Origin of the sequence: Streptomyces sp. NPDC047982 (genome assembly GCF_043204165.1) — a bacterium.
Lineage (GTDB): Bacteria > Actinomycetota > Actinomycetes > Streptomycetales > Streptomycetaceae > Streptomyces.
Window position 1 is genome coordinate 1 of the sequence record NZ_JBIDBS010000047.1, and the last position, 14669, is coordinate 14669.

Genomic DNA, 14669 nt, shown 5'->3' on the forward strand with positions numbered 1-14669 from the left:
CACGGGTCGAGCCGGTTGGCCACCACGTCCCGCGGTTCGCACCTGCCGAGGGGCGGGGTCACCGCGGCGCCCCCCGGGGGGGGGGGGGGGGGCGGGGGGGCCCCGGGGCGGGGCGGGGGGGGGGGGGCGCCCCCCCCCGCCCCGCGGCCCCCCCCCCCCCCCCCCCCCCCCCCCCCCCCCCCCCCCCCCCCCCCCCCCCCCCCCCCCCCCCCCGGCCCGGGCCCGCCCCCGGGGCATCGGACACGACGACGAAGGACCGGGTACGCACAGTGGACAGGAACGCAGAGGGCCGCCCGTCCGGTGCTCTCGGAGCCCTTCTCGGAACGGGCGGTGCCGAGCCCGGCTTCCGGAGGCGCACCCACCGCACCGGGGACCGGACGAGCCGCTCGTGCACGGCCGTACGGCCGTGCCAGGATGCCCGGCTCCGCACCCCCGGCGCGGTACGACCGGCCGGACGCGCCGTCGCGGACACACCCGCCGTAAGTCCCCGGCCCCGGCGCACGGGGCCGGGGACCGCGTACCTCGCCCCACGGCCGGTACGGTGAGCCGGCCCCCCGCCGAACCGCCCCGGGTGGTGGTCCTGGGCGGCGGAGCAGCCGGCCTCAGCCTCGCCCACCGGCTGGTCGAAACCGGTCCCGCGACCGTGACGGTGGTGGAGCCCCCGGACGGACCTCTGCGCCCGGGGGAGCGGACCTGGTGCTTCTGGGAGGAGGGGACCGGTGACTTCGACGAGGCGGTCGAGGCCACCTGGCCCCTGCTGCGCGTCCACGGCCCCGACGGCGGCGCGCTCACCCTGGACCCCGCCCCGATGCGCTACCGCATGATCCGTTCCGGAGCCTTCGAACGACTGGTGCGGGCACGGCTCGCCGACGCGCCCGGCGGGCGGACGGTACGTGCCACCGCGGGCGCGGTGCGGGAGGTGGCAGGAGGCGCCGAGGTCCGGTGCACGACCGCGGACGGGCGGCCCCTGACCTTGCGCGCCCGGCACGTCTTCGACTCCCGGCCGCCGACCCTCCTGCCGCCGGCCCGGACTCAACTGCTGCAGCACTTCCGGGGCTGGTTCGTACGCACCCGCACCGCCCGGTTCGACCCCGCGGTCGCCGAACTGATGGACTTCCGGGTCCCACAGCCCTCCCACGGTCTCGCCTTCGGCTACGTCCTGCCGCTCGCCGAGGACCGGGCGCTCGTCGAGTACACCGAGTTCTCGCGGACCCCGCTGACCGGCACGGCGTACGAGGCGGCGCTCGGCCATTACGCCCGCGAGATCCTGGGCCTGGGCGGGTTCGACGTGGAGTCGGCGGAGCAGGGTGTCATCCCCATGACCGACGCCCGGTTCCCCCGCCGGACCGGGGCATCCGTGTTCCGGATCGGGACCGCGGGCGGCGCGACCCGCCCCGCCACCGGCTACACCTTCGCCGCGGTGCAGCGCCACAGCCGGGCCGTCGCCGCGGCCCTGCGGGAGGGGCGGGGCACCGTGCCTCCGCCGCACGGGCTGCGGGCACGGGCCATGGACGCGGTGTTGCTGCGCGCCCTGGACACCGGGCGGATCGACGGCCCCGTCTTCTTCACCGACCTGTTCCGTCGCACGCCGACACCGCTGCTCCTGCGCTTCCTGGACGGCACCACCTCGATCCGGGAGGAGTGGGGCATCGGACTGCGCACCCCGATCGGTCCGATGCTCCGGACCGCGATCGAACTGCCTCTGCTGCGCCGCCGCGCACACCCTGTCCCACGAGCCGGGGAGAGCCGCCGATGACCCGATCGCGCGCCCACGACCGTGCCTGCGAACCCGCCCGCACCGACCGGCCGACGCGGACCGGGTGCACGGCCGCGCGCGCCCGTCCCGCCGCGGACGGGCGGACCGGCACCCCGTGCGCGTCCGTCGCCCGCGACCGCGCCACCACGGGGGAGGGGAACCGATGAGCGTCCGCACCGTGCGACGCGGCCGGGACCGCAAGGCCGAAGTCCTGCTGCCCGCGCCCGGCAGGAGCCGGTTCGCCCGCGACGACTCGCCCTCCACGGCCGTCGTGGGCGGCGGGATCGCCGGTCTCGCCGCCGCCACCGCACTCGCCGAACGCGGCGTCCGGGTCACCCTGTACGAAGGCCAAGAACGCCTCGGCGGCCGTCTCGCGGGCTGGCACACCCGACTGGCGGACGGTTCCTCCGCGACCATGAGCCGCGGCTTCCACGCCTTCTTCCGCCAGTACTACAACCTGCGCGGCCTGTTGCGCCGGACCGATCCCTTCCTCGCCCGTCTCTCCCCGCTGCCGGACTACCCCCTGCGGCACAGCGGCGGCCTCACCGACGGTTTCGCCCGGGTCCCGCGCACACCGCCGCTCAGCGCGCTCGGCTTCGTCGCCCTGAGCCCCTCCTTCAACTGGCGGGACATCATCGCCATGGACGCCCGGGCGGCGCTGCCTCTGCTCGACATCCGCGTACCCGACGTGTACGCGTGCTTCGACCGGACGAGCGCGACGGAATTCCTCGAACGCATCCGCTTCCCCGAGGCCGCGCACCACCTGGCCTTCGAGGTGTTCTCGCGCAGCTTCTTCGCCGACCCGCGCGAACTGTCCGCCGCCGAACTGCTGCTGATGTTCCACATCTACTTCCTCGGCTCGTCGGAAGGGCTCCTCTTCGACGTGCCCGACGACCCCTTCCCGCAGGCGCTGTGGGAGCCGCTCGGCGACTACCTCCACGGGCTCGGCACCGACATCCGCACCGGTACACCCGTGCACGGCGTCTGCCCCGCCGCCGACGGGGGAGCCGAGGTGCGCACCGACGCGGGCGAGGACCGGCACCACGCGGTCGTGCTCGCACCCGACCCCGGGGGCCTGCGGCGGATCGTCGCCGCCTCGCCGGGGCTGGGCACCGCCGCCTGGCGCGAGGACGTCGCCGCCGTGCGCACCGCCCCGCAGTTCCTCGTCTCCCGGTACTGGCTCGACCGGCCGGTCCGTGCGGCCCGGCCCGGCTTCCTCGGGACCAGCGGGTACGGCGGCCTGGACAACATCAGCGTCCTGGACCGGTACGAGGGTGAGGCCGCCCGCTGGGCCGCGCGAAACACCGGCTCGGTGGTGGAACTCCACGGCTACGCCGTACCCGCCGACGTGAACCCCGCCACCATGCAGGACTCCCTGCTCGGACAACTCCGGCAGATCTACCCGGAGACCCGCCTGGCGCGCGTCGTCGACGTCCGGCACGAGTGGCACGCGGACTGCCCCCTCTTCCGGGTCGGCACCCATCACCGGCGCCCCACCATCCGGACCCCGCACCCATGGCTGAAGCTGGCAGGGGACGCGCTCCGCTGCGACCTCCCCGTGGCCCTGATGGAACGTGCCGCCACCACCGGCTTCCTCGCCGCCAACGCGCTCCTTGCCGACTGGGGCGTCCGTGGCCAGGTGCTGTGGACCGTCCCCCGGGCCGGCCGGTCCGCGGTGCTGCGGGCGCTCGGCGCACTGGGGGCACGCCGAACGCACCGGTGACCCGCAACGCCGCGCGGACCTGGCGGACCGAAGGGCCCGCTCCACTGCCTCAGCCCGGTGGGCGCCCGGCGCTGCGCAGCGTCCACAGCCGCTCGGCGTACGCCAGGTCGTCGCGCCACAGCCGCCCGGCCGTGCGCCGCATCAGCGGGCGCAGCAGGGACGCGGCGGACCGGGCCAGGACGAAGCCCCGCCGGTCCGAGACGGCGACGACTGCCTCGACCACGGCCGTCCGTGGCCGTGCGGCGGATGCCGGGGTGAGGGGTGTGGCGTGCGTCTCCACCACGGAGCCGGACCCCTCGCCCTCGGTGATGCGTATGACGACGGTGCGCGGCTCCGGCGCGGTGAACTCCGCCCGCACCGGCACCACGAGACGGCGCGTCACCCGGAACGAGACATCGACGAGGAAGGCGTCCTGCGCGTCGTCCCCGGGCTCCCGCACCACGGTCAGGTCGGCGAAGGAGTACGGGTGGAACCAGGACCCGTGCCACGGGTCGAGCCGGTTGGCCACCACGTCCCGCGGTTCGCACCTGCCGATCGCCGTGTACACGGCGTCGACCCCGGTGGGCGGGAGGGGACGCGGCGGGACCACAGGGCGTTTGGACGGTTCCTCGCCGCCCACCGCGTCCAGGCGCACCCACAGCAGGACCCCGTCGTCGTGTGCCGGGTACGGCCGCCAGCGGGCGAACGCGGAACCGTCCAACGCCAGCCCGTGCCAGTGGCAGACCACCTTCCCGCACACCACCCGGCCCTCGCGCAACGGCGCACCGAGATGCGGACAGGCACCCGGCCCCGCGAGCAACCCGCCGTTCTCCGCCCGCCACAGGACCACCTCGACGCCGCCGACGGTCCTGCCGCGCGGGCGCCCGTCGCGGCGTACGTCGCGGGAGGCACCGACCACGAACCAGTTCCCGGAGGGCCGTACGGAGGCCCGCTCGAGCGCGTCGGCGATGACCCCGGGCCGCGCCTGACGCCAGGTCGGCGTCTGCCCTGCCCAGTCGGAGCTTCCGCGCCGCCGCAGCGGAGGCGTCCAGCGTGCTCCGCCCGGCCCGTTCCCGCGGGTTCCGTCAGCCACCGCCCGTCCGCCTCCACTCCGGTGCCGCACCGTCCGACGCGGGTGCGGGCAGCCGCCCGCGGGCGCGCCACCGCGCGTCGGCCGCCCGCAGGCCACCGGCCAGTGCGGTGGCGGCCCGCCGCCCGCGGGTGACCGCCGCACGGCGATGCAGCACGGCGTAGTCCTGGCGTGCGATCGCGTCGAGGATGCCGGCGTACAGCGTGAACGCCGTGCGGATGCACGGACGCACCCGCGGGTCGAGCATGGCGATGCCCGGCTCCGCGGTCCGGTACACGTCCCTGACCATGGCCTCCGCCGCGACGAACGCCGCCCGGATGCGCGGGTCCCGGCGACCGGTGCGGCGGCTCCACTCCAGCAGCGGCCGGTCCACGCCGTGGGCGGCGAGCAGGTCCCCGGGGAGGTAGACACGACCGCGGTCCAGGTCCTCGCCCACGTCCCGCAGGAAGTTGGTGAGCTGGAACGCCTCCCCGAGGGCGGCCGCGTGCGGCTCGGCCTCCTCGCGGGGGACGACGGTGCCGAGCACGGGCAGCATCTGCAGGCCGATCACCGCGGCCGAGCCGTACATGTAGGCCCGCAGATCGGCGTAGACCGGGTACTCGGTGACGGTGAGGTCGGCGCGCATCGAACGGAGGAAGTGCGCGAACAGCGGCGCCGGGATGGCGTAACGGTCGGCGGTGTCGGCAACCGCCCGGACCACCGGCTCGGTTCCGCCGCCGGTGCGCAGTCCCTGCGAGAGGTCGTTCTCCAGCCGCCTCAGTTCCTGGTCCCGCAGCGCGGGTGTCCGCCGACGGTCCGGGTCGTCGACGATGTCGTCGGCCCAGCGGGCGAAACCGTACAGCGCGTGCACGGCCGAGCGGCGTTCCAGCGGCAGCAGGCGCGTGGCGAGGAAGTACGAGCGGCCGTGCAGGGCGTTGAGCCGCCTGCACCGCGTGTACGCGGCACGCAGCCCCGGGTCGGTGATCCCGGCGGCGTCCAGTTCACGACGGGTCATGGGCGCCTCCGGTCGTTCCCGCGACGGCCGCGGGCCGTGGCCCGGCCCGGCGGACCGGGGTGCGGCGGGCCGGGCCGCCGGTGACGCGGGCGGCGGCGAGCTTGCCGCTGACGAGAACGGCGGGGACCCCCACACCGGGTGTGGTCCCGCAGCCGGCCAGTACGACGTTGTCCAGGCCGCGCACCAGATTGCGCGGCCGGAACGGCCCGGTCTGGGCGAAGGTGTGGGAGACGGAGAAGGGGGTGCCCGCCGTGTGGCCCCGCGCCGTCCAGTCGAAGGGGGTCACCAGGAGTTCCTCCTCGACGGCGTCCGCGAACCCGTCGAGTCCGCGCCGCTCCAGCTCGGCGACAAGGCTGTTGCGGTAGCGCGGGCCCAGATCCCGCCACGCCGCCGCGGACGGGCCCACGGCGGTGTTCGGGCAGGGAGCCAGGACGTAGTGGAGATGGCGGCCCGGTGGCGCCAAGGAGGCGTCGTGCGTCGTGGGCCTGGTGATCAGCAGGGACGGGTCGCTCATCGGCGTCCCCGAACGGGTCAGTTCGTCGAAGGTGCGCTCCCAGGCAGCGCCGAACGACAGGGTGTGATGGGCGAGTCGGGGCCAGGTGCGGTCGGTCCCGGCGTGCAGTACCACCGCGGACGGCGCGTGCCGCAGCTTCACCGCGCGCCGCGGTGCCCTCCCCAGGAGCCGGTACGCGGCGGACAGCTCGCAGGTCAGCACCAGCGCGTCGCACGCAATGCGCTCGCCCGAGGCGAGACGGACGGCGCGCACACGACCCGTGAGGGTTTCCAGCGCGCTCACCTCGGCCGACCACCTCAGCGCGGCACCCGCGGCCGCCGCCGCGTCGGCCATCGCACGGGGAAGGGCGTGCATGCCGCCCCGGGGGAACCAGACGCCCGCCACGGTGTCCATGTAGGCGATCACCGCGTACGCCGCGAGGGCGCGGGCCGGGGCGACACCGGCGTACAGGGCCTGGAACGAGAAGACTCGGCGCAGCCGGGTGTCGGTGAGGAAGCGGCCGATCCGGCTGTCGAGCCGCCCGAAGCCGCCGAGCGCCGCGAGCCGTGCCAGGTCCGGATGCGCGAGTCGGAACGGGGAGTCGAAATTGGTGTCGATGAAGCTGCCCATCTGCGCCCGGTACAGCTGTTCCAGCCAGTGCCGGAGCCTGAGGTAGCCCGCCGCCTCCGCCGGACCGGCGAAGCGCCGCACCTCCGCCTCCATGGCCTCGGCGTCGGTGTGCACGTCGAGCCAGGACCCGTCCGCGAAGCTCGCCCGGTACGCGGGGTGCAGGGCTGTGAGCTCGATGTGGCGGTCGAGGCGGTCCCCGACGGCGGCGAACGCTTCGTCCGCCAGGTGGGGCATGGTCAGCACGGTGGGCCCGGTGTCCAGCCGGTAGCCGCCCAGCCGCACCCGGCCGGCCCGGCCGCCCGGACCGGCGTCCCGCTCGACCAGCGTGACCCGGCGTCCCGCGCCCAGCAGGTGGAGCGCGCACGCCAGGCCGGACAGCCCACCGCCCACCACGACGACGTGATCGGTCGGTCCCGTCACCGTCTTCACACGAACTCCCCGGCGCGCTCGGAAGGGCCCGCCACGGCCCACTCGACGAGGGCGGCGAACTCCCGCCGCACGGCGGGATCCGCACCGGCCGCGTCCACCTGCCGCACCCCCGTGGCCACCAGCTCCGCGATCTTCGCCTCCACGTGTGCCCGTCCGCCCGTCCGCGCCAGTGCAGCCCGCATCCGCGCGACGTCCCGCCCCGTCCGCGCGAGCGTGCGCGGCGCGAGCACGGCCGCGGCGTCGCGGTCCCCGGCGGCACCGGCCAGTCGGTGGGAGACGGCGAGGAGATAGGTGAGCTTGCGCGAGCGCAGGTCCTCGTCGGCCGGTTTGCCGGTCAGCACCGGATCGCCGAAGGCGCCCAGGAGGTCGTCACGGAGCTGGAAGGCCAGTCCCACGCACCGGCCCGCGGCGCACAGCGCGCTCAGCACGCCCTCGCCCGCGCCCGCCAGGCACGCGCCGAGCGCCATGGGGCGCGCGACCGTGTACATGGCGCTCTTGAGGATGGCGACGGTCAGCGCCTCCTCGACGCCGGACGATCCGCTCGCCTGGGCGTGCAGGTCGAGGTACTGCCCCGCGACCATCTCGGTGCGCATGGTCCGCCACTCACCGGTCAGCCGCGAGCCGTGGGGCGTGCGGAGCGCTGTCTCGGTGAACAGGTCGTCCGCCCAGGCCAGCGCCACGTCACCGGCGAGCACCGCGCCCGAGACCCCGAACGACTCCGCCGATCCATGCATCCGCCCCGCCCGGTGCCTGCGGGCGAAGTCCATGTGCAGGGCCGGCGCCCCCCGGCGCAGCGCCGATCCGTCCATCACGTCGTCATGTACCAGGGCACACGCCTGAAGCAGTTCGAGAGCGGCTCCCGTGCGCAGCACGTCGGTGGCGTCGCCCGAACCTCCGGCGGCCCGCCAGCCGCACCAGGCGAAGGCGCCGCGCAGCCGCTTGCCGCCCCGCCGTACGAACGCGGCGACGGGTTCCGCCACCCCGGCGGCGAACACCGCGTCGGTCCTGTGGGCCTCCCGGAGCCGCGCGTCGAGCACCTGGGCGAGGACAGCCTCCACGGCGCTCCTGGCCCCGGAAGCGGTGAGCGGGTCCTCGTACCCTTGCGGTCCTTGCGCGGTCTGCCGTAGTCCGAGCATGTGCAGCCTCTTCTCGCCCTCGATCGTCCGGGCACCCGTGCTTCTGCCGACTGCCGTGGTTCGGATGCGCACATGTCTGCCCTGTGGCGGCGGTTTCCGGCGAACCCTCACCCCATCGAGTCGTTTCGTCCGGCTCTTGGTGGTACGCGGCGTGCCCCGGTCGCAGGCTGAACGAATCTGGCTGTCCCGGTCGGGAGGGACGAACACATGGCCGTCGCGCTCGGCACGCCGTCCGCGATCCGCGCTGTCGATTCCCGGTGTGGGTTGGGGTGTGGGAACGGGGCTGGGCTGGGGTGTTGCAGGTTGGGTGAGAACCGGTCGTAGCGGCTTTCGGCGGGGCGGCAGGTGGTCTGGACCGGGTGTGTGTCGACTCCGGTGAGTATTACCGGGGTTGTCGCAGATGGTTTCTGCGTCCCATGGCAGTGCCTGTGTTTTTGCAGGGCGTTTTGCCTGATCGGCGTGGGTTGGGTGAGAGGCCCCGTGTGGTGTGGTGACGAGTTTCGGCGAGGTGGTCCAGGCTCTGGGGAGCCGCACCAGCTCTACGGACCGGTCCCCTGTCGCAGAACGTCACAGCCTCGAAGCGTGGCGAACGGCAGCCCTGCGCAGGCCGGGATCCCGCCGCTCTCAGCAGGTCGAGTGACCACCGACGTCGAACGTCAAGCCGAAGGTGCGGGGAATCCGGGCCGGGGAGACCTCCTGCGCCGGCCAGGCGGGTGTTCACCACGGGCGCGGGGACGAGGTCGTGTGCGTCGCGGGTCGGCAGCGGGAGTCCCGGCTCTGCCAGGCGCGGGCGGACAGCAGGTCCGCTGCCGGACCCGTCTGAGGTTCGGGCGGGGTGGGATGGGGGTGCGTTCTGGTCCCGGGGCCGGGCCGGGTGCGGGGAGCTGTCCCCCGTGAGAGCTACGTTCAGGTGTCCACTGTGAGGTGACGATTCCTGATCACCGTTTCCCTAGCGTTCGGTTCAGCCGCGGCGCCCCGGCCGCGGACCGGACAAGGAACCGGAAACGGACCGAAGAAGGAGTCGTCATGAAACTGGTGTGGCAGATCCTGGCCGTGGTCGCGGTCGCTGCGGTCGGCGGTCAGAGCGTCACCGCGGTGCAGGACAACCCGTGGCTCTCGCTCCTGCTGGGCGGCCTGACGGTCGTGCTCTCGGTGTTCGTCTACCAGTGGGTCGTCGGGCGCACCGAGCGGCGTCAGGTCACGGAGCTGGCCCGGGAGGGAGCGCGGGGGTCGCTCCTCCGGGGCCTGGCCATCGGTGTCGCGATGTTCGGGTGCGTCATCGCGAACATCTACTTCCTCGGGGACTACGAGGTCCACGGCTTCGGCTCGCTGACCGGAGCGATCGGGCTGGTCGGCTTCATGGCAGGCGCCGCCGTCACGGAGGAACTGATGTTCCGAGGTCTGCTCTTCCGGCTCCTGGAGCGAGGTCTGGGCACGTACATCGCGCTGGTGCTGTCCGGTGTGGTGTTCGGCGCGGCCCATCTGCTCAACGAGGACGCCACCCTGCTGGGTGCAGTCGCCATCGCGATCGAGGCCGGCGGCATGCTCGCCGCCGCGTACGCCGCCACCCGCTCCCTGTGGCTGCCGATCGGCCTGCATTTCGGCTGGAACTTCGCGGAGTCCGGCATCTTCGGTACCGAGGTCTCGGGCAACGGCGACACGCACGGCCTGCTGGACGCTTCGATGTCGGGCGCCGAGCTGATCACGGGCGGCGAGTTCGGCCCGGAGGCCAGTGTGTACTCGGTGCTGTTCGGTGCGCTGCTGACCGTCGCCTTCCTGTGGCTGGCCCGCCGGCGCGGCCACATCGTTCCCCGGCAGCGTGCCGAGCGCGTCAATGCCCTCGCTACACTCGCCCGGTGATGACCCTTCAGGGGGCCGTCCAGGTGTGGCGCCGGCTCGACGTCACCGTCCGCGACCTTCCGCTCGGGATATTGTTCCTGGTCGTGTCGTTCCTGCCGGGACTGCGCGGCCACGGGACGCAGGTCGGGGACCTGCCGACCCGCCCCTTCGACGCGCTCGCCGTGGTGGCCCTCGCGCTCGAAAGCCTCCCGCTCGTGGTGCGCCGGCGGTGGCCGGTCGTCTGTCTCGCCCTGGTGACGTGCGGCTTCGCTCTCGACCAGCTGCGCGGCTACCACTCGGCCGCCGGCACCGCACTGCCCATCGTGCTGATCAGTGCGGGATCCCATCTGGAACACCGCCGGCGCACCACCGTGATCCTTCTCTCCGTGGCGTACGTGCCGCTGGCGATCGCGCTCTCCCGGCTCGGTTCGGGCGGCGAGACGCCGGAGGAATTCGTGACGTTCTACCTGGCGCTGGCCCTGGCTTGGGGGGCCGGGGCGTGGCTGCGTTCCACCCGGGTCGCGGAGGCCGAGCGCCGTGAGCGCGTCGCGGCGGAGACCCGCACCGCCGAACGCACCCGGATCGCCCGCGAGCTGCACGACGTGGTGACCCACCACGTGACCGCGATGGTCGTACAGGCCGAAGCCGCCCGCTACTTGACCGCCGCACCCGAGCGGCTCGAGCAGTCCCTGACCGCTGTCAGCGACACCGGCCGCCGCGCCATCACCGATCTGCGCCACCTGCTCGACCTGCTCACCCCCGACCACGGCACCGGCACCGGCACGGCGGAGGCCAACGACCCCAGGACACCGGCCGCCGGCAGGGTCCTCACCCTCGTCGAGCAGACCCGCCGGGCCGGACAGCCGGTGGACTTCACCGAACAGGGAACACCACCGGCATCGGCCGGCAGCGCCGACCTCGTTGCCTACCGGGTGGTCCAGGAAGCACTGACCAACGCCCTCAAGTACGCTCACGGCAGCCGGACTTCCGTCCAGGTACGGCACGCCGAAAGGGAGATCAGCGTGGAGGTCAGCACGGACGGAACCGGCTCACGCACCGCCGCTGCCGTCGGCGGCGGACGCGGCCTGGCCGGCCTGCGCGCACGCGTCGACGTCCTGGGCGGCGACTTCAGCGCCGGCAGCAGCACGGATGGCGGCTTCACCGTCCGGGCACGCATCCCCGTCGGCAGCACCTCGTGAGCCCACCGATCCGGGTCCTGGTCTGCGACGACCAGATGCTGATCCGCACCGGCCTGGTCACCATCATCGACGCCCAGCCCGACATGGAGGTGGCGGGCGAATGCGGCGACGGGCAGACCGGAGTCGAAATCGCCCACCGGGTACAGCCCGACGTCGTCGTGATGGACATCCGCATGCCGGTCCTCGACGGCCTCGAAGCCACCCGCCTACTGGCCGGCGCCGGAGTACCCCACCCCGTCAAAGTCCTCGTGGTGACCACGTTCAACCTGGACGAATACGTCTACGAGGCACTGCGCGCCGGCGCCAGCGGCTTCCTCCTCAAGGACGCGCCCCCGGACCGGCTGCTCCACGGCATCCGGACCGTGGCCACCGGCGCGGCCCTCCTCGACCCCGATGTGACACGCCGGCTCGTCGGCCGCTATGCCGCCCGCATCCGCCCCACCGAGAACACCCCCCGTGACCTCCCCCTCACCCCCCGCGAACTGGAAGTCCTCCGCCTCATCGCGGACGGCCTCTCCAACAGCGAGATCGCCGCGGCCCTCGTCATCAGCCAGGAGACCGTCAAGACCTTCGTCTCCCGCATCCTCACCAAGCTCCAGCTCCGAGACCGCGTCCAGGCCGTCGTCTACGCCTACCGCCACGGCCTGGCTACCTGACGCCGCGTTGGAGGCGACGAGCACCGCGCGGGAACGTTCACTGTCGGGTAGGAGGGCATGACGCGGCGGTACCGGAGGCGCTGTCACAGAGGTTCCTCACTCGGGGACTCAGTCCCGTCGAGTTCGAAGCCTCCGAGGCTCCTTCCCCATCCCTGCGCAGGGATGGGTGGGGGAAGGCGTTGGTCAGACGACCCCAGTGCACACCGCACCTCTTCGGGCGTCACAGCAGCACCGCCCCGACGACGACCGCCACAACTCCCAGGAGCAGCGCCACGATGCCGATCGCGAGGTCGAGTGGGCGTGACCGGTGTTCCGCCGCGATGTCAGGGGTGAAGACGGCGGGGTCGTCGAGTGTGTAGTGGATCGTGACGTTGCGGCCGTAGGAGTGCGCCGGGTCGGGCAGCCCGTCGGTGCAGTAGGCGGTGACGGGAATGCCCTCGTGGGTGGTGAAGACGATGACCGGCGTGTGGCTGGTGTACGTGGCGCCCTCGCTGTCGGTGCCGGTGTCCCTGAGCACGGCGATGACACGGCCCTGAACAGGGGGTTGAGAGGTCAGCGCGTTGATACGGCGGCTCACCGCGCGTTCGCTCCGGGGCAGGTACCACACGCCGTTGACGGTCCAGGGCCCACCGAAGCCGATCAGGGCCCACGGCCAGCCCCACTCGACCGCGGCGAAGACCACCAGACCCACGTAGATCAGGAAGACCGCGAAGTTCGGCCAGCCGAGCCCGCGCCGGCCCGCCCGGAGGTCACCGACGAACCGGTAGGCGTGCGGTCTCCCGCGCGGGTAACGGACACCGATCCGGCGGCCCGTCCAGGCCGCCGTGATCCTCTCGCCGCGTTCACGGTCGTTCGTCACGGTGAACTCCTGCCCGGTGGACGGATCCTGGAAGGAGACAACCACGGGTATCCCGTCCCTGCCGGAGCTTCCGTGCCGGGGCTCGCGCACCTGCTCGATCCGCCCCATGACCCTCACCGCCCGCTGTGCCGGGGTCATCCCGGCCAGCGACCGGGCGTACCCGACCAGCGCGACAGTGCCGAACACCGCGCACCACAGCACCAGATATGCCTGCAGACCCACGTATCTTCCCCCTTTCTTCAGCGAAATGGGACCGACTCGGCGCCGTCAGCGTGCCGGGGTGCGCCGCACCACCTTGCCGTCCCCGTCCGCCTCCAGCGAGGCCGTCCCCTCGACACTCGTCACACCGACCCTGATGGTCAGCGAGCCGGTGAGGCATTCCACGGTGACCTGCCAGGTCTGCGGGGAACCGACCCCCAGGCTGCCCCGCGCCTCCTTGACCAGTGCGGGGAGGCGGTCGTAGGGCAGGGAATCCAGGTCGAACGTCGGGGCCTTTGAGCCGGTGGGCGCGTACACGGCCGACAGCAGGCGTTCCTGTACGACGACGGTGAGCACCGCGCGTGCGTCCGTGCCTTTGGTGAGCGAGCCGACGGCCTTGCGCAGTTCCCCCTTGTCGAGGAACGACTGGTTCGGGCCGAGGGCGACCATGCCGGAGGCCGACGACACCATCGTGGACGACGAAGAGGAGGTCGAAGGAGTGTCGAACGGGCCCGGCCGCGCGGAGAGTCCCTCGTCGAACAGGTCGGCGCGGAACAGCAGGACCACACCGGCCGCGGCGAGCAGCAGGGCGAGCAGCAGGGCGAAGCCGACAGCACAGCCCTCAGGGGTCTCGCTCACCATGACCGGACCTGGCGCCGAGTCGAGATGGGCCCCGGCTGCCCGCTCCTCCCATTCTGGTGTCGGCCGCTTCACGATCCTCACCCGCCACGGCCTCTCCGGCGGGTACTGGACCACCACGACGACGCCCGGCCGGTAGTCGGGCAGGTCCGCGAGGTTGATGTCCTGTGTGAACGCGACGCGGTACGCCGGTACGTCGTCCGGCGCAACCGTGAGGTCGAACCGCACCGCCACGTCACTGGTGGCCTCGCCTCCGACGGCCTCCAGACTCTCGACCACCGCGAGCGCCGTACGCGGTGCCAGGGCCGCCTCCCGGGCACGCCTCGGCACACCGGCGAGGAAGAAGAACAGACCGTAGGCCGCAGGCAGGACCAAGCCCGTGACGAACAGCGGCACGCTCGCGATGATGGTGCCGACGACGAGAGCGGCCAGCGACGCCCCGATCACACCACCCGTCAGGAATCCTCGCACAAGGGCGACGGGCGTGTTGTGCGTGGGCGGAGGCGCTCCCGCGGTGATCGTCATGTGGGTGATTGTGTCGGGCTCGGATGACGGCCGGTAGACCTCCAAGCGTCTGCCCTCAGGGCTGCTCGGAACGACCCCATGCGCAGAACGAGCCGGTCCGCACCGGGTGTCCGAGCCCCGTGCACCGGCAGGAGCCGCCCCTACGGAAGGTTCCGGCCTGGTCGGGGCTGGAGTGGAGCCGCATCCAACGCACCCGATTCCGGCATCATTCAAAGACCCGATTGGGCAGGCCCTCGACGAACTGGCGCTGGGCGATGACGAAGACGATCAGGACGGGCAGGACGGTCATGGTGTCAGCCGCCAGCCGGGTGTTCCCCATGTCGCCTCCGTAGGCTTCGGTGAACCGGGTGAGTGCCTGCGGCAGTGTGAACAGGTCCGGTGAGGTGAGGTGGACGGGGGTCCCAGGTAAAGGCTCCACGAGGTGAGGAAGGTCAGGATCGCGACCGCGGACAGCGCCGGCCTGACCAGTCGGCGCGAGCGGCCGCCGTCAGCGGGTAGTGATCGCGGTAGTAGCGACGAACGCC

11 protein-coding genes and 1 pseudogene are annotated in these 14669 nt (G+C 73.2%); 5 read left to right on the forward strand and 7 right to left on the reverse strand.

Annotated elements, in window-relative coordinates:
• Positions 1-541: 541 nt before the first annotated feature.
• Together ACGF2V_RS30710 and ACGF2V_RS30715 are read left to right on the forward strand one after the other, a co-directional pair.
• Entirely contained in the window at positions 542-1756 is a 1215-nt protein-coding gene (locus ACGF2V_RS30710) for a lycopene cyclase family protein (protein WP_362711065.1), read from the forward strand.
• A gap of 163 nt (positions 1757-1919) precedes the next feature.
• Complete coding sequence (locus tag ACGF2V_RS30715; RefSeq protein ID WP_362711063.1) at positions 1920-3479, forward strand: FAD-dependent oxidoreductase; 1560 nt, start codon at positions 1920-1922, stop codon at positions 3477-3479.
• 49 nt (positions 3480-3528) lie between these two features.
• On the opposite strand, the gene ACGF2V_RS30720 is transcribed toward ACGF2V_RS30715, so the two are convergent.
• Genes ACGF2V_RS30720 through ACGF2V_RS30735 form a run of 4 tightly spaced genes read right to left on the reverse strand, consistent with a single transcriptional unit; the run spans position 3529 to position 8230 of the window.
• Entirely contained in the window at positions 3529-4551 is a 1023-nt protein-coding gene (locus tag ACGF2V_RS30720) for a DUF5914 domain-containing protein (protein ID WP_362628623.1), read from the reverse strand.
• Positions 4544-5542, reverse strand: a complete 999-nt coding sequence (locus ACGF2V_RS30725) for a phytoene/squalene synthase family protein (protein ID WP_362628626.1) — start codon at positions 5540-5542, stop codon at positions 4544-4546. The genes ACGF2V_RS30720 and ACGF2V_RS30725 overlap by 8 nt, the downstream gene beginning before the upstream one ends.
• Complete coding sequence (gene crtI / locus ACGF2V_RS30730) at positions 5529-7094, reverse strand: phytoene desaturase family protein (RefSeq protein ID WP_362711061.1); 1566 nt, start codon at positions 7092-7094, stop codon at positions 5529-5531. Before crtI ends, ACGF2V_RS30725 begins: the two co-directional genes overlap by 14 nt.
• Complete coding sequence (locus tag ACGF2V_RS30735) at positions 7091-8230, reverse strand: polyprenyl synthetase family protein (protein ID WP_362711059.1); 1140 nt, start codon at positions 8228-8230, stop codon at positions 7091-7093. The genes crtI and ACGF2V_RS30735 overlap by 4 nt, the downstream gene beginning before the upstream one ends.
• A gap of 1026 nt (positions 8231-9256) precedes the next feature.
• On the opposite strand from ACGF2V_RS30735, the gene ACGF2V_RS30740 reads away from it, so the two are divergent.
• From ACGF2V_RS30740 to ACGF2V_RS30750, 3 genes are read left to right on the forward strand one after another with little or no spacing between them, the layout of a single operon-like run.
• Positions 9257-10090, forward strand: coding sequence for a CPBP family intramembrane glutamic endopeptidase (locus ACGF2V_RS30740; protein WP_362711057.1), 834 nt, complete (start codon positions 9257-9259; stop codon positions 10088-10090).
• Positions 10090-11268 (forward strand): histidine kinase, encoded by a 1179-nt coding sequence (locus tag ACGF2V_RS30745; protein ID WP_362711067.1) that lies wholly within the window; start codon positions 10090-10092, stop codon positions 11266-11268. Before ACGF2V_RS30740 ends, ACGF2V_RS30745 begins: the two co-directional genes overlap by 1 nt.
• A complete protein-coding gene (locus tag ACGF2V_RS30750) occupies positions 11265-11924 on the forward strand; it encodes a response regulator transcription factor (protein WP_362711054.1) in 660 nt (219 codons plus the stop codon). The genes ACGF2V_RS30745 and ACGF2V_RS30750 overlap by 4 nt, the downstream gene beginning before the upstream one ends.
• 220 nt (positions 11925-12144) lie before the next feature.
• On the opposite strand, the gene ACGF2V_RS30755 is transcribed toward ACGF2V_RS30750, so the two are convergent.
• The 3 genes and pseudogenes from ACGF2V_RS30755 to ACGF2V_RS30765 all read right to left on the reverse strand — a co-directional run.
• Positions 12145-13005, reverse strand: a complete 861-nt coding sequence (locus ACGF2V_RS30755; protein ID WP_362628641.1) for a DUF3592 domain-containing protein — start codon at positions 13003-13005, stop codon at positions 12145-12147.
• 45 nt (positions 13006-13050) lie between these two features.
• Positions 13051-14145 (reverse strand): hypothetical protein, encoded by a 1095-nt coding sequence (locus tag ACGF2V_RS30760; RefSeq protein ID WP_362711052.1) that lies wholly within the window; start codon positions 14143-14145, stop codon positions 13051-13053.
• 205 nt (positions 14146-14350) lie between these two features.
• Positions 14351-14669: pseudogene (locus tag ACGF2V_RS30765) on the reverse strand (hypothetical protein); the annotation flags it as partial.

Bases quoted from the DNA above. Each gene is read 5' to 3' on its own strand.
- ACGF2V_RS30760 (WP_362711052.1), bottom strand. From the start codon at position 14,145: ATGACGATCACCGCGGGAGCGCCTCCGCCCACGCACAACACGCCCGTC.
- ACGF2V_RS30745 (WP_362711067.1), top strand. From the start codon at position 10,090: ATGACCCTTCAGGGGGCCGTCCAGGTGTGGCGCCGGCTCGACGTCACC.
- ACGF2V_RS30725 (WP_362628626.1), bottom strand. From the start codon at position 5,542: ATGACCCGTCGTGAACTGGACGCCGCCGGGATCACCGACCCGGGGCTG.
- ACGF2V_RS30740 (WP_362711057.1), top strand. From the start codon at position 9,257: ATGAAACTGGTGTGGCAGATCCTGGCCGTGGTCGCGGTCGCTGCGGTC.
- ACGF2V_RS30715 (WP_362711063.1), top strand. From the start codon at position 1,920: ATGAGCGTCCGCACCGTGCGACGCGGCCGGGACCGCAAGGCCGAAGTC.
- ACGF2V_RS30735 (WP_362711059.1), bottom strand. From the start codon at position 8,230: ATGCTCGGACTACGGCAGACCGCGCAAGGACCGCAAGGGTACGAGGAC.